Origin of the sequence: Burkholderia humptydooensis, from assembly GCF_001513745.1 — a bacterium.
GTDB classification, from domain to species: Bacteria; Pseudomonadota; Gammaproteobacteria; order Burkholderiales; family Burkholderiaceae; genus Burkholderia; species Burkholderia humptydooensis.
Map to the genome: position 1 here is coordinate 575,547 of NZ_CP013382.1, position 24,191 is coordinate 599,737.

Consider the following 24,191-nt stretch of genomic DNA (forward strand, 5'->3'; position numbering starts at 1 on the left):
GTGCGCGTGCGACACGCGTCGCGGCCCGGGCAAGGGAGAGTGGGATGAAGCGGGAGCGTGACGGGAGCAAATCGATGAGCGAGGCAAAAGGGCTGGCGGCTTCCGGCGGCGGCGGTGCGGCGCGCGCGCTGACGGGGAACGACGTCGAGACATGGCTGAAGCGGCACCTGATGGTCGACGCCGAGGCACCGCTGTCGCGCAATCAGCGGGGCATCTGGTCGCGGCAGATGCTGTATCCGGCGGACCCGCTCTACAACGTGGCCGTCGCCTGCACGGTTGGCGCCAGCTTCGATCGCGCGCTGTTCCGGCGCGCTTGTCAGCGGTTCGTGAATTGCCACCAACTGCTCAACGTGCGCATCGTCGCCGACGGGCGCGAGCTGGTGCAGCGCGTCGACTCCGCCCGCGAACTCGCGTGGCGCGAATTCGATCTCGGCGAGACGCTCGAGGCTTGCCGCGAGCGCGCGCGGCGCGACGCCGACGTTCCGTTCTCGCTCGACGACGGTCCGATCTATCGGATCCATCTGCACGTCGCGGCCTCGGGCGAAACCGTCGTGCTGCTGGCGGTGCATCACATCGTTTGCGACGGCGCTTCGGTCAGCCGCTGGCTCTCGACGATCTGGCAGGACTACCGCGCCATGAAGCGGCAGTGCGCGCCGTCGGCGGTGCCGGACGGCGCGAGCTTCGTCGATTTCGTGAAGCACGAGGCCGACTATCTCGATTCGGCGGCGGGGCGCAAGAGTCTCGCCTACTGGCGCATGCAATGCCCGAACGGCCTGCCGCCTCTCGACGCGGCGCTCGATCCCGCGCCCGCCGCCGCCGATGCCTCCGTGTTCGCGACCGAGCGGCTGTCGTTTGCGATCGATGGCGCGCTGGCCGGGCGCGTCCATGCGTTTCGCAAGACCGGCTCGTCGAGCCCGTCCACGTTGCTGATGGGCGCTTTCGCACTCGCGCTGTCGGCCTGGCGCGGCAAGCGCTGCTTCACGCTCGGCTTGCCGACGCTCGGCCGCCCCGGCAGCGGTTTCGCGTCGAGCATCGGCAATTTCGCGAATCTCGTGCCGGTGATTTGCGACCTCGATCCGGCGCAGCCGTTCTCGCAATGGCTCGACGGCTGCCAGCGCTACGTCTATCGCGCGCTCGACCATTGGTATCCGTTCGCCGAACTGCTGCGTGCGCTGCCGCGCCATGCCGGTGCGCCGCCGTCGATCCAGGCCGTGTTCGCCTACCAGAAGTTCGGCGATGCGATCGACATCGGCGCGCTGCCGGAGCGGCTCGCCGACACCATCGAACTCGCATTCGTCGACGATGTCTTTCAGCGCGACGAGTATCCGGTGACGTGCGAGGTCGTCGAAGCCGGCGACGCCTGGACAGTGAACCTCAAGTACAAGAGCGCGGTGATCGGGGGCGATGCCGCGCGCGCGTTGCAACGGACGTTCGTCGCCGTGCTGGACGAGGCGCTCGCGGATCCGGACCGGCCGGTGGGCGCGCTGACGGCGCGCGGCGACGTCGGCGAGACAGGCGCGCCCGATGTCCCGCACGGCGACGCCACGCGCGAGCCCGCCGCCTGCGCGGGCGCGAGCCTTGGCGCGCGTTTCGCGGCGCGCAGCCGGCGCGATCCCGCGCGGCGCGCGCTGAGCTTCGCGGGCCGCCACATCGCCTACGGCGAACTCGACCGCGACAGTGACGCGCTCGCGCGGCATCTCGCGGCAAGCGGCGTGCAGCGCGGCGATCTGGTGCTGTTGTGCGTGGCGCCGTCGCCGGCGTTGATCACGGCGATCCTCGCGATTCTGAAGGCGGGCGCCGCCTACGTTCCGGTCGATCCGAGTGCGCCGCCGCAGCGCGTCGCGATCATCCGCGAGGACAGCGGCGCGCGCTTTGCCGTCACGACCTCGGATTGCGAGGCGTCGGTCGCCACCGTCGCGCGGCGCATCGTGCTCGATCGTGACGGCGCGGCGATTGCCGCGTCGGCTGCGCGCGAGCCGGCCCTCGCGCTACCCGAGGTCCGGCGCGACGATCTCGCCTACGTGATCTACACCTCGGGCACCACCGGCAAGCCGAAGGGCGTGATGATCGAGCACGGCAACGTGCTGCGCCTGTTCGACCGCACGGACCCCTGGTTCGGCTTCGGAGAGGACGACGTCTGGACGCTGTTCCATTCCGCGGCCTTCGATTTCTCGGTCTGGGAGATCTGGGGCGCGCTGCTGTACGGCGGCCGTCTCGTGATTCTCGACGCGGCGCAGCGCAAAGACACGGCGCGGCTGCTGGAAGTGCTGGCCGACGAGCAGGTGACGGTCTTCAACCAGACGCCGGCCGCGTTCTACGCGGTTGTGCGTGCGGCCGAGAGCAGCGTGCCGCGGCGTCCGCTGGCGCTGCGCTACGTGGTGTTCGGCGGCGAGAAGCTCGATTTCGCACAACTCGCGCCCTGGATCGCGCGCCATGGCGACAGCCGCCCCGCGCTCATCAACATGTATGGCATCACCGAGACCACGGTCCACGTCACCTACGCGCCGGTGACGGCCGCGGACGTGGCAGGCGCGAGCGCGTCGGTGATCGGCCGGCCGATTCCCGACCTCGACGTGCTGCTGCTCGACGAGCAGCGCGCGCCGGTGGCGGATGGCGACATCGGCGAAATGTACGTCGGCGGCGCCGGCGTCGCGCGCGGCTACCTGAACCGGCCGGAACTCACGCGCGAGCGCTTCGTCGAGATCGCGGGCGCGCGCTGCTACAGGACGGGCGACTTGGCGCGGCGCAATGCACGCGGCGAACTCGAGTACGTCGGCCGCAACGATGCGCAGGTGAAGATTCGCGGCTACCGCATCGAGCTGGGCGAAATCGAGGCCGCCGTCAACCAGCATCCGGACGTCGGTCAGAGCGTGGTCGTCGCGCACGAGCATGCCAACGGCACCCGGCATCTCGTCGCCTACTACGTGGCGCGCAAACCGGGGGCTCACGACGACGCGCGCACGCGGGACTTGCGCGCCTTCGTCGCCGGAAAGCTGCCTGACTACATGGTGCCGGCTTTCTTCGTCGCGCTCGCGGAACTGCCGGTGACCGGCAACGGCAAGTTCGATCGGCGCGCATTGAGCCTGCGGCCGATCGTGCTCGCGTCGGCCGGGCACGACGCGGCCGCGAGCGAGACCGAGGCGCGGGTCCGCGAGCTCTGGCGGCAGGTACTCGGCGTCGCGCCGGCGCATCTCGACCAGGGCTTCTTCGAGGCGGGCGGCGATTCGCTGTCCGTGGTGCTGCTCGCGCGCGCGATCGAGCAGGCGTTCGACTGCGCGTTCGCGCCCGCGAACCTGTTCCGCTTTGCGACGGTGCGCGAAATCGCGGGCCATCTGGTGGCGAGCCAGGGCGCGGGCCGCGCGGCGGCCGCCGCAAACGAGGCGGATGCGTCCCCCGTCGTGCCCGACTATTACGACGACAGCCTCGCGATCATCGGCATCTCGTGCGAATTTCCGGGCGCGGCGGACCATCAAGCGTTTTGGGCCAATCTGCTGGCCGGCCGCGAGAGCGCGGAACGGCTTTCGCGCGCCGCGCTCGACGAGGCGGGCGTCGCGCCGGACCTCGCGAGCCATCCCGACTACGTGCCGGTGCGTTTCACGATTCCCGGCAAGACGAGCTTCGACGCCGATTTCTTCAAGCTGTCGGCGAAGCTGGCCGAATTCGCCGATCCGCAGTCGCGCCAGTTGCTGATGCATGCATGGAAAGCGCTCGAGGATGCCGGTTATGCGCCGGGGCGGCTCGATGCGACCGGCGTGTTCGTCTCGACCGGCAATAGCGGCTACCAGAGCCTGTTGGACAACGCCGCCGACATCGAGCACAACGACCGATATCTGGCCTACGTCATGTCGCAGGTCGGTTCGACGGCGGCGTTGATCTCCTATCACCTCGGCCTGACCGGGCCGAGCATGCATATCGGCACGAACTGCTCGTCGTCGCTGGTCGCGATCGACGCCGCGTTCAAGAGCCTGCGCGCGGGCGAATGCCGGCAGGCGATCGTCGGCGCGTCGACGCTGTTTCCGCACGCCAATGCCGGCTTCCTCTATCAGCCGGGCCTCAATTTCTCGAGCACCGGCCATTGCCGGACGTTCGACGCCGATGCCGACGGCATGATGGCGGGCGAGGGCGTTGCCGTGATCGTGCTGAAGAACGCGCGGCAGGCCGTGGAAGACGGCGACGCGATCCACGCGATCCTGCGCAGTGTCGCCGTCAACAACGACGGCTCGCAGAAGAGCGGCTTCTACGCGCCGAGCGTGCAGGGCCAGGGCCGCGTGATTCGCGCCGCGCTCGAACGCGCGGCCGGCGTCGAGGTCGCGTCGATCGCCTATGTCGAGGCGCACGGCACCGGCACGCGGCTCGGCGACCCCGTCGAGGTGATGGCGATCGACGAAGCGTACCGGCAGCGAACCGAGGCGCGGCAATTCTGCGCGATCGGCTCGGTGAAGCCGAACATCGGCCATCTCGACACGGCGGCGGGGCTCGCGGGCTGTATCAAGGTCGCACTGGCGCTGCAGCATCGCATGATTCCGCCGACCATCAACGTCGTCACGCCGAATCCGGCGATCGATTGGGCCGCGTCGTGCTTCCGCGTGCAGCGCGAGGCGTCGCCGTGGCCCGAGGGGGCGCATCCGCCGCGCGCGGCGCTCAGCTCGTTCGGCCTCGGGGGCACCAACGCTCATGCGATTCTCGAGGCCGGCCCCGAGCTCCCCGTCGCGCCGCGCGATGCCGATGCGCCGGCGGCCGAACCGCAACTGGTGCTGCTGTCGGCGGCCGTGCCGCGGCTGCTGCCGATCATGGCGCGCACGTTGTCGGCGTACCTTGCCGCGCATCCGAATCTGCCGTTCGGCGCGGTGGCGGCCACGCTGCAGCTCGGCCGCCAGCCGATGAGGCACCGGCTCGCGATCATCGCGGCCGACGCGCGCGAGGCGGGCGCGCTGCTCGAACGTTATGCCGATGCGGCTCAAGGCGCGACGGCGGCGCCGCTGCCCGCCGCGATCGCGTGCTCGCGGCCCGGCGATGCGGCGCCGGAACCGGACGCCGCGAACGCGGCGGCGCCGGCGATTGCCGAAGGCCTCGCGCGTCGCGACCTGGCCGCGCTGGCCGCTCTGTGGGTCGAGGGCCACGACGTCGACTGGTCGCCGCTGCATGCCGGCGCGCCGGTGCGCCGCGTGCATCTGCCGACCTACCCGTTCGCGCGCCGGCACCATGCGGTGGCCGGTGTGCCGGCCGCACCGCGCACAGCCGCGGCGCGGCCGGCGGCCGGCGCGCCGGCCGGTTTGCAGCTCGACGTGCAGCTTGGCGACAACGGCGCGCGGCAGGTCCATGTTCGGCTGCGGCGCGACGATTATTACCTCGACGAGCATCGCGTCGACGGCCGCCGCGTGTTGCCAGCCGTGATGACCTTCGAGCTGCTGCGCGCGGCCGCGATGACCGACGCCGCGGTGCCTGGCGCGGCCTGCCTGCGCATCGAGCGCGTCGTCTGGCTGCGGCCGGTGGTGTGCGACGACGAGACGCTGCCGCTTTGCGTCGAACTGGCCGCGCGCTCCCCCGGCCAGGACTGGCGTGCGCCCGTCCCGTTCGCGCTGACAGGCGTCGATGCCGCAACGGGCGAGCCGATCGTGTTCGCCGAGGGCGGGCTCGCGCTCGACACGCGCGCCGACGCCGACGATGAAGATGCCGCCAGGCGCGTCGCGCCGGCGATGCTGCGGCAGGCGCTCGCGGAGCAACGGATCGACGGGGCGGACTGGTATCGCTGGATCGCGGCAGGACGCGTTCGGTACGGGCCCGCCTACCTCGGCCTCGTCGAGGCCGGATGGAACGACGCCGGACTGACTGCCCGCGTGCGCTTACCCGAGTCGCGGTGCGGCTCGCTCGCCGCCTTCCCGTTGCACCCGGCGCTGCTCGATTGCGCGCTGCAGGCGAGTGTCGCGCTGGATCTGGTCCGGCGCCACGGCGGGAATCCCGCGAAGTGGCCGCGGGCGGCGCTGGCGGAACAGAAGCTGCCGTTCTTCGTCGAGCGTGTCGACGTGTTCGCGCCGCTCGAGGCGGACGTGTGGGTGCGGGTGCAAGATCACGAGACGGCCTCGATGGCGCGCGAAGCGCGGCACGACATCTTCATACATGGCGCGTCCGGCGCGCTGCTGGTCGCGATTCGCCATTTCGTCACGCGCGCGCTGCCGGGCGCGACGGCGCACGAGGCGACGGCCGATCACACTGATCATACTGATGCCGCCGATGCCGCCGATGCCGCCGATGCCGCCGATGCCGCCGATGCCGCCGATGCCGCCGATGCCGCGGCAGCCGCCGAGCTTCGCACGCTGACGATCGGCTGGACCCCGCTCGACGACGCGGACGAGGCCGGCGTCTCGACGACGCCCGTCGTGCTGTTCGGCATCGGCGAAACGCCGCCCGCGGCGCTTGCCGCGTGTTTCGCGGGCCGGCTCGCGCGTTACGTGCCGCTGCGCGCGGAGCCGGACGGCACGGCGCTGGCGGCCTTGCCCGCTGATGCCGCGCTGGTGTTCGCGCTGCCGGCGCTGGCCGCGCGCGTCGACGACGCGGCGCTGATCGACGCGCAGCGCGACGGCGTGATCGCGGCGTTTCGCTGGTTGCAGGCGCTGATCCGCCACGGCTTCGAACACGCCGACCTCGACTGCACTTTCATTGTCGAGCGCACGCAACGGGTGCGCGACGATGAGCCGATCGCACCGGCCCACGCCGGCGTGATCGGACTGGCGCAGAGCCTTGCCGGCGAATATCGGCACTGGCGCGTGCGCCTGCTCGATGTGAGCGCGTTCGCCGCGCTGCCCGCGCCGGCGCGCTGGCCGCGCGCGAGCCAGCAGGTGGTGTTCGCCTGGCGCGACGGCCGTTGGCATGCGCGCGGCCTCGTCGAGACGGCCGCGCCCGCGCCGCGCCCGACGCTGTATCGGCAGGGCGGCCACTACGTGGTGCTGGGCGGTGCGGGAGGCATCGGCCGCACCTGGACCGAAACCATGATTCGCCGTTATCGCGCCCGCGTGGTCTGGCTGGGGCGCAAGCCGCGCAATCGCGAGATCGAAGACGAGATCGCGCGCCTCGGCGCGTTCGGCCCCGCGCCGATCTACCTGCAGGCCGACGCGACCGATCTCGCCTCGCTGCGCCGCGCGCGGCACCGCCTCGCGGAGCTCGGCGTGGACGCGCTGCACGGCGTGGTCCATTCGGCGCTCGTGCTGGACGATCACGGCATCGCGAGCATGAGCGACGCGCAGTTCGCGCGCGCGCTCGACGCCAAGGTCGCGACTTCCGTGAATCTCGCGCGCGCGTTCGGCGGCTGCGACCTCGATTTCATGCTGTTCTTTTCCGGAACGATCTCGTTCGCGAATGCCGCGGGCCAGTCGAACTACGCGGCCGGCTGCAGCTTCCAGGATGCGTACGCGCTGGCAATGGCGGACGAGTGGCGGTGCGCGGTCAAGCTCGTCCACTGGGGGTACTGGGGGAGTGTCGGAGTCGTCGCGACGCCTGAATATCGTCGCCGCATGGCGGCGGCCGGCGTCGGCTCGGTCGAACCTGAACTCGCGATGCAACGGCTGGCTCAATTCATGCAGGACAATCACATGCGGCAAATGGCTGTCGAATCCCGTCCGCGCGCCTCCGGCGCCGCAGTCGCCACGACCCCGCCGGCGGCGGATGCGCCGCACGGCGGCGCCCCCGCGGCCGATTACCGGCAGCATCGGCTCCGGCATGGCGCGAGCCCCCTCGCACGGCGTGCGGACGCGCTGCGCGAGCATAACGGCCTGCGCGATCCGGCCGTCGAGCGCGCAGCGCTGCTGAAGGTGCGCGAGGCGCTCGGCGCGCTCGACGCGCTGCCGGTCGGGCGCGCGCCCGACGGCGCCTGGCTGCCCGCGTCGGGCAGCCGTCTCGCGGCGGCCTACGAGCGCTGGTACCAGGAAAGTTGCCGGCAGTTGCTGCGCTACGCGCTCATCGACGCATCGGGCGCCGTCGCGGCGCAGGCGCTCGACGATGCCGACGAGGCCTGGGCGCAGGTGCGCGACCGCTATCGCGCCCATCCGAGCGTGCGCGCCGGCATCGAGTTGATGGACACGTGCCTGCGCAGCCTGCCGGCGATCCTCGGCGGCGGGATCGCGGCGACCACGGTGATGTTTCCCGATTCGTCGATGCAACTGGTCGAGAACGTGCACCGCAATCATCCGATCGCCGACTACTTCAACGAGGGCGTCGCCGCGACGGTGACCGACTACGTGCGCCACCGCGTGGCGCGCGAGCCGGGCGCGCGGCTGCGAATCCTCGAGATCGGCGCGGGCACGGGCGGCACCAGCAGCAAGGTGCTGCCGGGCCTGTTGCCGTGGCGCGAGCATATCGACGAGTACCGCTACACGGATCTGTCGAAATCCTTCCTGTTCTATGCCGAGGACACCTACGCACCGGCCGCGCCGTTCCTCAAGACCGCGATCCTCGACATCGAGGCGCCGCCCGCGAATGGCCATCCGCATGCGGACAAGTTCGGCAGCTACGACATCGTGATCGCGGCCAACGTCCTGCATGCGACGCGCAACATCGGCCGCACGCTGCGCAACGCGCATGCGTTCATGCGCGACGGCGGGGTGCTGGTGCTGAACGAGATGAGCGAGAACTGCATCTTCTCGCACCTGACCTTCGGCTTGCTGGAGGGCTGGTGGCGCTACGACGACGAGCCGGCGCGCATCCCGGGTTGTCCGGGCCTGTTCCCGGCCGAATGGCAGCGCCAGCTCGAGCGCGTCGGTTTCGACGACGTGCATTTCCCGCTCGACAGTGCGCTGCCGCTTGGCCAGCAGGTGATCGTCGCACAATGCCGGCAGGCGGGCCGCCCGGCTCCGGAGCGCGATGACGCGGCCGGCGAGGCCGTGGCGCGCGACGGCGGCGCGCTCGAGCCGACGCTCGCCGCGCTGCTCGCCGACGTGCTGCGAATGGATGCGGACGGCATCGATCGGGCGCGCAGTTTCTCCGACATCGGGCTCGATTCGATCCTCGCGATCCAACTGACCAACCGGCTCAATGCGTACTTCGGGACTCGGCTCGGCACGATCGAGTTGTTCGACCACAACACGGTTGCGCGGCTCGCCGCTCATCTGGCGGGCCAGCATCGCGTGACGAACGAGGCGAGCGGCGCGACGCAGGCGGCGGCGCCGAGTGTGCCGGGTGCGCCGGCGGGGCCTGTGGCGCCCGCGGCACCGGCACCGGCTCGGCAAGCCGCGCCGGTGGCCGACGACGCACTGGAGCGCATGACGGCCATGGTGCGGGAGCAGGTCGCGAGCGCCGTGCGCGCCGGGGTGGACGAGATTGATCCGCATCGCAGCTTCGCGGACCAAGGCGTCGATTCGATCATCGGCGTGCAACTCGTGAACCGGCTCAACAAGCGGCTCGGCCTGCGCATCGCGACCACCGTGATCTTCGATCACAACACGGTCGGCCGACTCGCGGCCCATCTGTGCGAACGGCACGGCGCGGCGCTTGCGGCGCCGGATACGGCGCCGGCCGGGATGGAGCCGTCGCCGCGCGCCGGCCGCGCGGCGGCGCTCGATGTCGCACCCGCGTGCGCGATCGCGAGGGCGCCGGCCGCCGCGCCCGATCCGCTGCCGCGCGTGCCGCCGGCCGACGGCACGCGCACGATCCACGCGGTCACGATCGACGGCCCCGGCGAGATCGAGGACCTGTCGATCGCCAACGTCGCACCGCGCGAACTCGCGCACGACGAGGTGCGCGTCGCCGTGCGCGCGTTCTCGCTGAATTTCTCGGATCTGCTTTGCACGCGCGGGCTTTACCCGAACATGCCGCCGTATCCGTTCGTGCCCGGCAACGAGGCGGCCGGCGTCGTGATCGAGGTGGGCGCGGGCGTCACCGCATTGCGGCCCGGCGACGAGGTCGTCTGCCTGTGCCAAGGCTGCCATGCCGAGCAGCTTGTCTGCTCGGCCGGCCAGGCATTCGGGAAGCCCGCGGGCTGGACCTTCGAGGAGGCCTGCGCGCTGCCGATCGTCGGCATCACGATGATCGATGCGTTCCGCAAGGCCGCGCCGGCGCGCGGCGAGCGGATACTGATCCAGACCGCGACGGGCGGCACCGGGCTGATCGCGGTCCAGCTCGCCATGCACCACGGCATGCAGATCTACGCAACGGCGGGCAGCGAGGCGAAGCTGCGTCATCTGCGCGAGCTGGGCGTCGCGCACGCCATCAACTATCGCACGCACGATTTCGCGCAAGAACTGGCGCGGCTCGCGCCGGGCGGCGTCGACGTCGTGATCAACACGCTCGGCGGCAACGCGTTGCAGAAGGGGCTCGACTCGCTCGCGCCCGGCGGCCGCTATGTCGAGATCGCGATGACCTCGCTGCGCAGCGCGCGCAGCGTCGACCTCTCGTCGCTGTCGGACAACCAGACCTTCTACAGCGTCGATCTCGCGCGCATGGGCGCGCGCGCACCGCAGCGCATCGCGCAGCACTGGGACGAACTCGTCTCGCTGACGGCGCGCGGCATCATCCGTCCGACGATCTCCAAGGTGGTCGCGTTTCGCGACGTGCACGATGCCTATCGCCGCCTCGCCGACCGCGAAAACATCGGCAAGATCGTGGTTCGCGTGGGCGAGCCGGATGAGCCCGCGCTGCGCAGCCGCGCGCATGGGACGACCCGGCCGATGCGCGGCGATGCGTCGCGCGGCGCGGCCGAAGCGGGCGGGGCCGCGCGTGCCGGCGCGCGCGCGACGCATGACGACGACATCGCGATCATCGGCATGAGCGGGCGCTTTGCGCGTTCGCCGGACCTCGATGCGTTCTGGTCCCACCTCGCGTCGGGCACAAGCCTGATCGGGCCCGTGACGCGCTGGGATCTCGGCGGCGGCGAGGCGCGCTGCGAGACGGGCAGCTTTCTCGACGATCCGTCGTTGTTCGATCCGTTCTTCTTCAAGATCTCGGGCACCGAGGCGCGCTATATGGATCCGCAGCAGCGCGTGTTCCTGGAGGAGGCGTGGAAGGCGCTCGAGGACGCCGGGTATGCGGGCGAGCCGGGCGGCGAGCGGCGATGCGGCGTCTATGTCGGCTGCTCGGGCGGCGATTATCCGTTGCTGTTCCCCGGCCCCGGCGCGCCCGACAGCGACACGCGAGCGCGCCCGCCGATCCAGTCGTACTGGGGCAACGCGGTCTCCATCATCCCGGCTCGCATTTCCTATTTTCTTGATCTGCACGGCCCGGCCGTCGCGATCGACACGGCTTGCTCGAGCTCGCTCGTCGCCCTGCACATGGCATGCATGGCGCTGCGCAACGGCGAGATATCGATGGCGCTGTGCGGCGGAGTGTTCGTGCAGTGCACGGCCGGCTTCTATCAGCAGGCGCAGCGCGCCGGCATGCTGTCGACCACGGGCAATTGCTATGCGTTCGACGCGCGGGCCGACGGCTTCGTGCCCGGCGAGGGCGTCGGCGCGATCGTGCTGAAGCGCCTTGCCGACGCGATCGCGGATGGCGATCACATCGACGGCGTGATCGTCGCATCGGGCATCAACCAGGACGGCAGCACGAACGGCATCACCGCGCCGAGCGCGCGCTCGCAGGAGGAACTCGAGACCGGCGTCTACGACCGCTATGGAATCGACCCGCGCGGCCTGCAGATGGTCGAGGCGCACGGCACCGGCACGCCGCTCGGCGATCCGATCGAATTCACCGCGCTCGCCAATGCGTTCGGCCGCTATACGCAGGATCGCGCTTTCTGCGCGCTCGGCTCGGTGAAGACCAACATCGGACACACCACGACGGCCGCGGGCATCGCCGGCGTGCTGAAGATCCTGCTCGCGCTGCGCCATCGCCAACTGCCGCCGTCGTGCAACTTCGAATCCGGCAATCCGGCGATCGACCTGGACGCCAGCCCCTTCTACGTCAACACACGCCTGCGTCCGTGGAGCGTCGAGCCCGGCCGGCGCCGGATGGCGGCCGTGAACTCGTTCGGCTTCAGCGGCACCAATGCGCATGCGGTGATCGCCGAGGCGCCGCCCGTCGCAGCCGAGGGCCGGCGGCTCGCGCGCGGCGAGCCCGAACTGCTCGTGCTGTCGGCGCAGACGCGCGAACAGCTCGACCGGCAACTGGCGCGGATGGCCGAGTTCTTGTCCGGCGAGGCCGCACGCGACCTGTCGCTCTCCGACATCGCCTTCACGCTGGCCGTCGGGCGGCGGCGGATGCGCTATCGCTGGGCCTGCGTCGCGAGCCGCGTCGAGGACTTCATCGCGCATTGCCGTGCCGGCGTGCCGGCGTCGCCGTCGTCTTCGGGGCCGGTGTTCCACGGCGACGCCAACGCGTCGTTGTCGCCGCGCGACGCCGACGAAGGCGCGCCAGCCGATCCCGCCGCGCAGGCTTGCCACTTCGTGGCGGGCGGCCGGCTCGATCCGGCGCGCTGGGCGGGCCGCGGTTGTTGCCGCGTGCGCCTGCCCGTCTATCCGTTCGCGTGCGAATCGTACTGGGTCGAGATGCCCGCGCCGGCGCGCAATCCCTGGCCGCCGCTCGAGGCGGGCGAGGCGGGCGAGGCGGACGGTGTCACGCGGCGTTTCTCGCGTCGTCTCGACGGCAGCGAGCCGTTCCTGCGCGACCATCGCGTGCACGGCGAGCCCTGGCTGCCTGCCGTCGTCTATTGGGAAATGACGCGCTGGTCGGTCCGCCAGGCCGCGCCCGACGCGCCCGCGACGGACCAGGTCGTGCTGCGCGACGTGATCTGGCGGCAGCCGTTGTCGCTCGGCGCCGGTCCGCGCATCGTCGAGGTTCGCCTCGATCGCGATGGCGTCGCGGCGTCGCGCTTTCGCTTCGCGATCGAGAGCCGGCCCGACGGCGCGAACGGCGCCGCGGCGGCGCTCACACATTGCAGCGGCTTGGTCGAGATCGTGCGCACCGACGATGCCGGCGCTTCGTGCCTGCTCGATCCGGCTGCGTTCCGCCGTCAAGCCGAGGAACTCGATGTGGCCGATTGCTACCGCGCGTTTGCCGCGCTCGGCATCGAATTCGGCCCGAGCCATCGTGGCCTGAAGAAGCTCTACCGCTACCGTGGCCAGTTGCTCGCGCAGGTCGGCCGCGCGGGCATGGCCGGGATCGACGACGGATACCTGCTGTCGCCGACCATCACGGATGCCGCCCTGCAGGCCAACATCGGCAACGTGCTCGGCGCCGAGCCCGACGCGCTGCCGGTGCCGTACGCGATGGACAGTCTGACGATCGTCGACGCGCCGCGCGATCCGAGCTGGGTCTGGGTACGCCCCGGCCTCGACGGCGAGCGCGGCGCGGCCGGCACGCGCCACGACATCGAGGTGTTCGACGACGGTGGCCGACTGCTGCTCGCGATGCGCGGCTGCCGCTCGGCGCCGGCGCGGCGCCGCCGCGGCGCGACGCCGGCGCACCCGCTCGTGCATGCGGCGGCCGACGGCCCCGAGCCGCGCTATCGCAGCGAATTCGACGGCACCGAGTTCTTTCTCGACGGCCACCGGATCGCCGGCATGAAGGTGCTGCCGGCCGCGTGCTACCTCGAAATGGTGCGCTACGTGAATGCGCGCGCGAGTGCGCCCGGCGGCGTGCTGCGCGAACTCGTCTGGCTTGCGCCGTACCAGGTCCCTGACCTGGCGGACGGCGCGCGGCCCGCCCCCGTCACGACGTGGGTGGATGCGGGTGCCGAGCGGCGCTGCCGCGTCGCGAGCACGCGCGAGGGCGGCGAACAGGTCCTGCACTTCGTGGGGCGCTGGGAGCTGGCGCCGGATGCGGCGCTCGCCGCGGTCGACGTCGATGTCGACGCGATCGCGCGCCGCGCCACCGAGCGTCTCGACCATGACGCGCTGGCCGCGCTCGTCGAGGGAGCCTCGTCGTTCGGCGAGCCGTTCCGGGTGATGACGTGGCTGCGGCACGGCGTCGACGAGGCGCTGGCCGCGTACCGGCTGCCGGCCGGGCGCAGCGAGCCGTTCCATTGGCATCCGGGGATCCTGAGCGCGGCGTTCGGCGCCGTCGAGATGTGGATCGCGGCGCGCGGCGAGACCGGCGTACATCGTCTGCCGTACGGTATCGACAGCGTGACCGATTACGCACGGCCCGCCGACGCCGGCTATATCCACGTGCGCCGCGTGTCGGGCAAGGGCGCGAAGCTTGAACGCTACGACATCGATCTGCTCGATGCCGACGGGCGGATCGCGACGGCGTTGCGCGGCTATTCGGTGCGGCCCTGGCTGCCGGGCGAGCGCCCGGACGCGACAGGCGCCGTTGAGCGCGCCGCCGTCCCGGTGACGACGGGCACGTCACGCTGGTGCGACGCGCCGCTGTCGGCCGCCGCGCCGGCACGCGCCGGCGCGGCCGTCGACAGGTTGTTCATTGCGCCGGATCACGACGCGGCGCTGCACGCCTGGCTGCGCGAACTCGATCCGGCGGCGCGGCTGTGCCGGCTGCCGTGCGAGGCCGGCGCGGGCGATGACGACGGTCCGGCGCGCGCCCGCCGCATCGAGGACGCGTACCGGCAGGCCTTCGAGGCGATTCGCGCGATTGCGGATGCGGCAGGTGCGCGCGACGCGCACCTGCTCATGCTGATTCCCGATGCGTCGCACGATGACGTGATGCCGAGCCTGCAGGCGCTCGCCGCGACGGCCGCGCTCGAATACGGCCGCGTGGCGGCGAAGACCGTGCGCTACGCTGCGGCGGGCATTGCCGATGCGTCGGCCGTCGCCTATCGCGAGCGCTTGCGGGGCGAACTGCTGCACGTCGACGCGCACGAGCCGGAGGTGCGCGTCGCGCTCGATGGCGGGCGCCAGGCGCGCCGCGTCGCGACGGCCGCGCTGCCGGATCGGGCGGCGGCCGGCGAGCGCGGCGGCGGCGCGCTCGCCGTGCGTCCGCTCGAAGCGGGCGACGTGGTCTGGCTCGTCGGCGGGATGGGCGGCATCGGGCGACATGTGGCGCACGATCTGGCGCGGCGCGGGCTGCGCGTCACGATCAGCGGGCGCCGTATCGATCCGGCGGGATGGGCGGCGTTCGCGGCGGCGGCCGGCGCGGCGCGCGCGCGGCTCGACACGCTCGCGGTCGACGTCGCGAACCCGCGTGACGTGGAGCGCGCCGTGGCCGCGATCATGGCGAAGCACGGCCGCCTCGACGCCGTGATCCATGCCGCCGGCGTGATCGACGACGCCTACCTGCGGCACAGCAGCGCGGCCGACGCGGGGGCCGTGTTTGCATCGAAGCTGCACGGCGGCGCGAATCTCGACCATGCGACGCGCGACCTGGACCTGAAGTGCTTCGTGCTGTTCTCGTCGCTGTCGGCGCTGGGCAGCCCGGGGCAGGCCGCCTACGCGGTCGCCAACGCCTACCTCGGCCGGCTGGCCGTGCGCCGCAATCGCGAAGCGCTCGCGGGGACGCGGCGCGGCCGCAGTTTCGCGATCGGCTGGCCGCTCTGGCTCGACGGCGGCATGGCGATGGCGCCGGCCCGGCGCGCAATGATGCGCGAGCGAACCGGACTCGACGCGCTGACGACGGCACAGGGTCTCGCGGTGCTCGATGCCGTGCTGAACGCGTGCCCGGTCGCGACGCCGGAGGACAGCGTGCTGCTGGTCGCGTCGGGCGTCGATCGCAGCCGCATCGTGCGCGCGCTCGACGCTCGCTTCGCCTTGGCCGCGGCCGACGCCGGGACTGCCGCAGGGCGAGCGGCGCGGGAACCCGCCGACGTCGATTTCGCGGCCCGCGGAGCTTGCGCCGGTTCCACCCGCGATTCGGCGCCGGAGCCGACGCAGCTTCGTGCGGCCGTGCTCGACGCGCTGAGGGCGACCGTCGCCGCGCAACAAGCCATCGACGCCGCCAAGATCGACGACGGCGCGCTGTTCCTCGATCTCGGCTACGACTCGATCAGCCTGATCGGCCTCGCACAGGATCTCGGCGCGCGGATCGGCTTGACTCTGCAGCCGACGTTGTTCTTCGAATACCCGGTGCTCGGCGCGGTCGCCGACCATCTCGTCGAGACGCAGTTCGACCGGTTGGCCGCGCATCTCGGCGGCCGGCCGGCGCAAGCCGAAGTCGCGGCGGATGTCTCGCCGGCGAGCGATTCGGTGCGGGCGGCGAAGCCCGACGCCGACCCGCAGCCGCCGTTACTCGACGCGCTGCTGGCGATCGTCGCCGAGCGTTGCGGCAACAGCGCGCGGGCCGTCGCGGCCGACAGCAGCGTTCAACGGCTCGGCCTCGCCTCGCTCGACATCATCGCGCTCGCCGCGATGCTGAGCGATGCGCTGTCGATCAATGTGCGGCCGACGCTGTTCTACGAATGCGCAGATCTTCGCGCGCTGGCCGAGCAACTCGCGCACGCCCGTCCGGACCTGCCGCCCGAAACGCTGGCCGCGCTCATCGCTCGCCCGGCACGCCCGGCGCAGGCCGCCGGAGCGGCGGCATCCGTCGAACCCGGGCCGCGGACCGGCGCGGCCACGCCACGGGAGCACATCGCCGTGATCGGCATGAGCTGCCGCTTCCCCGGCTCGAATACGCCCGGCGAATTCTGGCGCAACCTGGTCGACAATCGCGACCTGATCGGTCATGTGGCGGGGCTGCGCGCCACGTCGTCGAGCGGGGCGGCCGCACCGCTCGAAGGGGGCTTCGTCGACGATATCGAGCGCTTCGATCCGCAATTTTTCGGCTTGACGCCGATGGAGGCGGAGTTCATGGACCCGCAGTTCCGTCAGTTCCTGCAATGCGCATGGCGCGCCGTCGAGGATGCAGGCTATCGGATCGGCGATCTGGCGAAGCGGCGCGTCGGCGTGTTCGTCGGCGTGACGACGAGCGACTACCGCGATCTGTGGCTGAGCCGGATCGGCGCCGAATCGGCGGGCCATCTCGGCCTTGCGCACTTCATGATCGCGAACCGCGTGTCCTACCAATTGGACTTGCGCGGCCCGAGCGAGGTGATCGACACCGCGTGCTCGAGCTCGCTCGTCGCGATCCACCGCGCCTGCGAGAGCCTTGCCGGCGGCAATTGCGAGATCGCGATCGTCGGCGGCGTCAACGTGATCGCGAACCCGGCCGTTACCGAGGCGGCGGCGGCGGCCGGCATGCTGAGCCCGGACGGGCGCTGCAAGACGTTCGATCGCAGCGCCGACGGCTTTGGCCGCGGCGAGGGCGTCGGCGTCGTCGTGCTCAGGCGCGCGGCCGAGGCGATCGCCGCCGGCGATCATCTCGACGCCGTGATCGTCGCGAGCGGCGAGAACCACGGCGGGCGCGCGAGCTCGCCGTCGGCGCCCAACCCCGACGCGCAGCGCGAACTGATCGTCGATACCTACCGGCGCGGGGGCATCGATCCCGCCAGCGTCGGCTACATCGAGGCGCACGGCACCGGCACGGCGCTCGGCGACCCGATCGAGATCAAGGCGCTGGTGCGCGCGTTCGCCGAATTGGCCGAGGGCCGGCCCTGCGCGGCGCCACATTGCGCGATCGGCTCGGTCAAGGCGAACATCGGTCATCTCGAGGCCGCCGCCGGCATTTCCGCGTTCATCAAGACCGTGCTGATGCTCCGGCACGGCCGGATTCCCGGCAATCCGCACCTGAAGCAGCCGAATCCGTATCTCGAGCTCGCCGGCAGCCCGTTCGAGCTGGTCCGCGAGACGCGCGACTGGCCCGCGTCGCGCCGGCGCGCCGGCGTCAGCAGCTTCGGGCTGGGCGGCTCGAACGCGCACATCGTGCTCGACGCGGCCGACGCCTACCTGCCGGCGGCCGCGCGCGGTGCCTCACGGTCTGTGCCGGGCCCGGTTGCGATCGGGCTGTCCGCGCGGCGGCCGGCGGAACTCGATGCGATCGTTCACGCGCTGCACGGCTGGCTGTCGTCGACGACGGCCGCCATGCCGTCGCTGCAGGATCTCGCGTTCACGCTCGATCGCGGCCGCGACGCACATCCGTGCCGGCTCGCGTTCGTCGCAGCCGATCTCGACGAAGTGCGGCGCAAGCTGGCGCGCGCCGGCGCGGGCGGCGACGCGGCGGCGCTGGCCGCGCACGGCATCGCCGTCGGCCATGCCGGCGCCGCGCGTCACGAGGCCGAACTTGCCGCCGCCTATCGCAGCCTTGGCGGCTTCGCAGCCGAGGTGCCGCGCGAGCTGGATGCGTGGGCGCACGGCGAGATCGACACCTGGCGCGGCGCGCTCGCCGCGCAGGGCCGGCGGATCAGCCTGCCGACCTATCCGTTTGCCGGCAAGCCTTACTGGCTGCCCGACGCGCAGCCGACGGCGGCCGAGGGGGCCGCCCGTGTCGACGCCGGCGCCGCGCCGGCCACGCTGCATCCGCTGCTGCACCGCGAACTGCCGGCCGAGGCGGGTGCGCGGCGTTTTGCCGCCACCTTCAGCGGCGACGAGTTTTTCCTGGCCGATCACCGCGTGCGGGGGCAGCGACTGCTGCCCGGCGTCGCGAGTCTCGAAATGGCGCTGGCGGCGGCCTGCTTCGCTGCCGGCGAGACCGGCGAGCACGGTGAAAGCGGTGCCGTGCTGCGCAACGTCGTCTGGTCGCGGCCGCTCGTTTGGGACGCGGCGCGTCCGGGCGTGGTGATGAACCTGTCGGCCGGGAGCGCCGCGCGCGCGTGGCGCTTCAGCTTCGGCACCGGCACCGGCACCGGCGACGACGCCTGCGGCGAGGGCGAGATCGCGCTGACCGGGCCGCTGCCCGCGCGCGCGCTCGACCTCGAGCGGATGCGCGGCGAGCGGGACGGCACGCGCATGCCGGCCGAGGCCTGCTACCGGCGCTATCGCGAGGTCGGCATCGAGTATGGGCCCGGCCATCGCGGGCTCGAAAGGCTTTATCTCGGTCGCGACGACGTGCTGGCCGAACTGGTGCTGCCGGCCGGGCTCGCGGACGGCGCCGGCGCGTTCCGGTTGCATCCCGGGCTGCTCGACGCCGCCTGGCAGGCCGTGATCGGTCTCGCGACCGATCGCGGCCCGCGCGAGGCGAGCCTGCCGTTCGCGCTCGACGAAATGCGAATCGTGCGGCCGCCGCGTGCGTCGCGGCTGTGGGCGTGGATTCGTCCGGGCCGCGACGGCGAAGCGAGCGTCGACATGGATATCGCGCTGCCCGACGGGCGCATCGCGATCGAGCTGCGCGGGCTTCACACGCGCAAGCAACCCGCACCGGCGCCGCGCGAACTCGCGGCCGCGTGCGCGGACGGCCTGCTGCCCGTCGGCGAGGTCACGCTGAGCCCGGTCTGGGAGCCGCTGCCCGTGACGGCGCACGATGCGGCATGGCCGGCCGGACCCGGCGAGCTGTGGGTGTTCGGCGGCGACGACGCGGTGCGCGCCGCGCTGGGCGGCACGCGCGCCGTCGTCTGCTTCGACGGCCTCGACGGCCCGGAAGACGCATTGCACCGCGTCTTGCGCTCGCGTAAGGGGACGGCGGCCGCGCCGCATCTGCTCTGGATCAGCGCCGGCGGCGACGATCCGGGCCTCGATCCCGACGCGCTGGTCGCGCGCCAATCGCGCGGCATCCTGCCGCTGTTCCGGCTGCTCGGCACGCTGATCAACGCCGGATTCGACAGCGCGCCGCTCGCGCTGACGGTGGTCACGCGCAACCTGCACGCGCTCGGCGGCGGTCACACCGACGTGTCCGATGCCGGCATCGTCGGTCTCGCGGGCGCGGTGGCGCACGAGTATCCGCACTGGACGGTGCGGCACTGGGACATCGATGCGCCGGCCGGCGACGATGGCCGTTTCTTCGGCGGGCTGGACGCGCATCTGGCGGCGACGGCGGATGCCGACGGCGACGTGCGCGTGCATCGCGACGGCCGCTGGTATCGCCAGCGTCTCGCGCGCGTCGTCGATGAGGGCAGCGCCGAGCCGGCGTATCGCGAAGGCGGCGTCTATCTGGTGATCGGCGGTGCGGGCGGGCTGGGCCGCACCTGGTCGCGCCGCATGATCGAGCGTTTCGGCGCGCAGATCGTCTGGCTCGGCCGGCGCGCGCCGAACGACGAGATCCGCGCGCATCTCGGCGCGCTCTCGGCGCTCGGGCGCGGCGGCGTCACCTATTTGCAGGCGGACGCGGCCGACCCCGTTGCGCTGAAGCGCGCTCACGCCGAGATCGTCGAGCGTTTCGGCGGGCTGCACGGCATCGTGCACGCGCCGATCGTGCTGGCCGATCGCTCGCTCGCGCAGATGGACGAGGCGCAATTCCGCCTCGGCTATGACGCCAAGCTGAAGACGTGCGTGAATCTGTACCCGCTGTTCGCGCGCGAACCGCTCGACTTCGTGCTGTTCTTCTCGTCGCTGAACGCGTTCTCGCGCTCGGCCGGACAGAGCAACTACGTGGCCGGCTGCACCTTTGCCGATGGCTACGCGCGCAAGCTGGGCACGCTGCTGGACTGCGACGTCAAGGTGATCAACTGGGGCTACTGGGGCGACGTCGGCATCGTGGCCGGCGGGCGTCACCGCGAGCGCGCGCTGGCCTCGGGTCTCGATTCGATCGGCGCCGAGGACGGTCTGCGCGCGGTGGACGCACTGCTCGCGCGGCCCGGCGTGCAGGTCGCTTACGTGAAGACGGCCCGGCCGATCGCTGCGCGCCATTACGATCCGGCCACGGTGATTCGCCGCTATCCGCGCACGATTCCGGCCGTCGCGGCCGGGCGGCTCGCGCCGCGCGCGACGCCCGCGGCCGATCTCGATGCGCTGAGCCGCGAGACGCTGACGTTCCGGCGCCGCGCCGGCGCGCTCGTCGAGCGGCTGATGCTGGCGACGCTGCAGCAGGCCTCGCTCGCTCCCACGAGCGGCGCAAGCGTCCCGGCAAGCCGTTTCGACGCGCAACTGCGCGCCTGCGCGCCGCCGCATGCCGAGGTCTATGCGAAGTGGCTTGCGCAGAGCCATCGGCTGCTCGTCGCGGCCGGTCATCTGGCCGCCGACGGCGACAGGCTGTCGTGCCGCGCGCCGGAGGACTCGCTCGACGCGCTATGGCAGGACTGGCGCCGGCTCGCCGACGAGCATGAGCGCAGCCCCGGCTGTGTCGCGCAGCTTGAACTGCTCGAATCGTGCCTGCGCGCGCTGGGCGAGATCCTGCGCGGCCGCGTCGCCGCGACCGATGTGATGTTTCCGGACGGCGGCATGTCGCGCGTCGAACGCATCTACCGGAACAACCCGGTGTCCGACCATTTCAACGCGGTGCAGAGCGAGGTGATTGCCGCCTATGTCGAGGCGCGGGTGAGGATGCAGCCGGATGTGCAACTGCGCCTGCTCGAGATCGGCGCGGGCACGGGCGGCTCGACGGACGGCCTGCTGCGCCGGCTCGAACCGTGGCGCGCGAATATCGCCGAGTACGGCTACACGGATGTCTCGAAGGCCTTCCTGATTCATGGCGAGACGCGCTATGGCGAGCGTCATCCGTACCTGAGGACGCGGCGCTTCGACATTGAGCAGGCGCCGGCGGCACAGGGCATCGGCGAGGATCGCTACGACGTGGTGCTCGCGACCAATGTGCTGCACGCGACTGCGTCGATGCGCGACACCCTGCGTCATCTGAAGGCGACGCTGCACCGCTTCGGCATCGCGGTCGTCAACGAGGTCAGCGAGGTGAACGTCCTCGGCCATGTCACGTTCGGCCTGCTGCCGGGCTGGTGGCTCAGCGCCGATCCCGAGCTGCGGATTTCCGGCGGCCCCGCGCTGTCGCCCGATACCTGGGCCTCGCTCGGCGCGGCCGAGGGGCTGCGCGCACTGGCGTTCCCCGCGCGCGAACAGCATGCGCTGGGGCAGCAGGTCATCGTGTTTGAGAGCGACGGCGTGGTGCGCGTGACGCAGCCGGCAGCCGCGTCACGCGATGCGGCTGCGTCTGAAACGCAGCCGGCGCTCGCCGCGTTTGGCGAACCGGCGCCGCGCGCGCACGCTCCGGACGACGCGGCGTCGCCGCCGTCGGACGGCGCGCTGTTCGACGCCGCGCTTGCGTTCGTGCAGCGGCTCGTCGCAGACACGCTGAAGCTCGACGCCGACGAACTGACGCCCGACGAGCATTTCCAGGCGCTCGGACTCGACTCGATCCTTGTCGTGCAATTGACGAAGCAGTTGCGCGGCTATTTCGACGACGTCACGAGCCCGCTGCTGTTCCGGGTCTCGACGGTCCGCGCGCTGACCGAGCATCTGCTGCGCACCGAACGGGACAAGCTGCTCGGACACGTGCGGGGCGCCGCGCCACCCGCTCGGGTTCCGGCTCACGCCGCGGGTTCGGCCGCCGGCGCCGCGGTCGAACCCGGCGAGCGCCGCGCCGCCGTCCCGGCGGCCGCGGACGACGGCATCGCGGACACCGACGTCGCGATCATCGGCATGAGCGGCCGGTTTCCGCGCGCGCCCGACCTCGCGGCATTCTGGCGCAATCTGCGCGACGGCGTGAACTGCATCGGCGAAGTCCCGCCGTCGCGCTGGCGCTGGCAGGACTACTACGATCCCGAGCCGGGCAAGGCGGGGAAAATCTATACGCGCTGGGGTGGTTTCCTCGACGGCATCGACCGTTTCGATTCGCTGTTTTTCCGGATTTCGCCGAAGGACGCGGAAAAGATGGATCCGCAGGAACGCCTGTTCCTCGAGGAGGCGTACCGCGCGATCGAGGATGCCGGCTACACGCCGCACGGCCTCAGCGAGGCGGGCAGCGTCGGCGTGTTCGTCGGCGCGATGAACGGCGCCTACAACGCGCAGCCGAACTTCTGGTCGATCGCCAACCGGGTTTCGTACTGCTTCGATCTGTCCGGGCCGAGCATGGCGATCGATACCGCCTGCTCGTCGTCGCTGACGGCGCTGCACACGGCGCTCGAAAGCCTGCAATGTGGTTCGTGCGACGTTGCGATCGTCGGCGGGGTCAGCCTGATCGTCGATCCGGTCCAGTACCAGGGGCTGTGCGCGATGACGATGCTCTCGCCCGGCGATCGCTGCAAGGCGTTCGGCGCCGGCGCGGACGGCTTCGTCGACGGCGAAGGCGTCGGCGCGTTCGTGATCAAGCCGCTGCGCAAGGCGCTCGCCGACGGCGACGCGATCCACGGCGTGTTGAAGGGCAGCGCGATCAACGCGGGGGGCAAGACGCTCGGCTACACCGTGCCGAGTCCGGTCCGGCAATCGGACACTTTGCGCCGCGCGCTGGAACGTGCCGGCGTGACGCCAGCCGAGATCGGCTACATCGAGGCGCACGGCACCGGCACGGCGCTCGGCGATCCGATCGAGATCGCGGCGCTTACCGACGTGTTCGGCGGCGAGCAGGGCGGCACGGGCGCATCGTGCGCGATCGGTTCGGTGAAGTCGAACATCGGCCACCTGGAGAGCGCGGCCGGCTTCGCCGGCGTCGCAAAGGTGCTGTTGCAGTTGCGACATCGCCAACTGGTCCCGTCGCTGCATGCGGCCGAGGGCAATCCGGAGATCGATTTCGGCCGCACACCGTTGCGTGTGCAGCAGCAGCTCGCCGACTGGGCGCCGCGCGTGTCGCGCAGCGGCCGGCCGGTGCGCATCGCGGGCGTGTCGTCGTTCGGCGCCGGCGGCGCGAATGCGCACGTGATCGTGACCGAGGCACCCACGCGCCGCGACGTCCCGGCGCCGCGCGCGAAGGGGCCCGCGATCCTCGTGCTGTCGGCTCGCAGCGCCGATCGCCTGCATCGGAAGGTGGCCGATCTCGTGCATCACCTCGAGATGGACGGCGCCGGCGTGTCGCTCACCGATCTGGCGTTCACGCTGCAAACCGGGCGTGAGCCGATGTCGTGGCGTGCCGCCTGGGTCGCCGACAGCGTCGAGGCGGCGCTCGACCAGTTGCGCGCCTGGCTCTCGCGCGAGGATGCGGCCGGCGCCGACACCAGTGCGCGCGGCTTGCGCGGCGCGGCGCAGGCCGACGTCGATGCGCGGCGCCTGCTCGAGCGGGACGATCCGGCCGCGCTCGCGCGCGCCTGGCGCGACGGCGCGCAGGTCGATTGGGCGCGTCTGTACGACGGCGCGGCCGCGCGGCCGCGCCGGGTCCATCTTCCGACCTATCCGTTCGCTGGAGCCTCGTACTGGCGCGTCCCGGCGGAGCCCGACGCGGGACGTTTCGCGGGCGACGGCGGCGGCGCGGACGGCGCGGACGGCGGGCGCGCCCAGGCCTTCGACGAGGATCTCTACGCGTCGGTCATCGACGCGCTGATCGACCGGACCCTGGACTCGCGAACGGCATGGCAGACCGTCCGATCCGGGCGCTGAACACGGCCGCGCGGCGGCCCTTCGGGGCCGGCCCGC

The 24,191-nt window shown here is 71.8% G+C and carries 1 protein-coding gene; it reads left to right on the top strand.

The annotated features are described in order from the left end of the window. The first annotated feature begins 74 nt into the window (after positions 1-74). A complete protein-coding gene (locus tag AQ610_RS21800) occupies positions 75-24,155 on the top strand; it encodes a non-ribosomal peptide synthetase (protein ID WP_006028556.1) in 24,081 nt (8,026 codons plus the stop codon). Positions 24,156-24,191: the final 36 nt, after the last annotated feature.

Excerpts from the sequence above, each read along its gene's own strand:
- AQ610_RS21800 (WP_006028556.1), top strand. The coding sequence starts at position 75 with ATGAGCGAGGCAAAAGGGCTGGCGGCTTCCGGCGGCGGCGGTGCGGCG.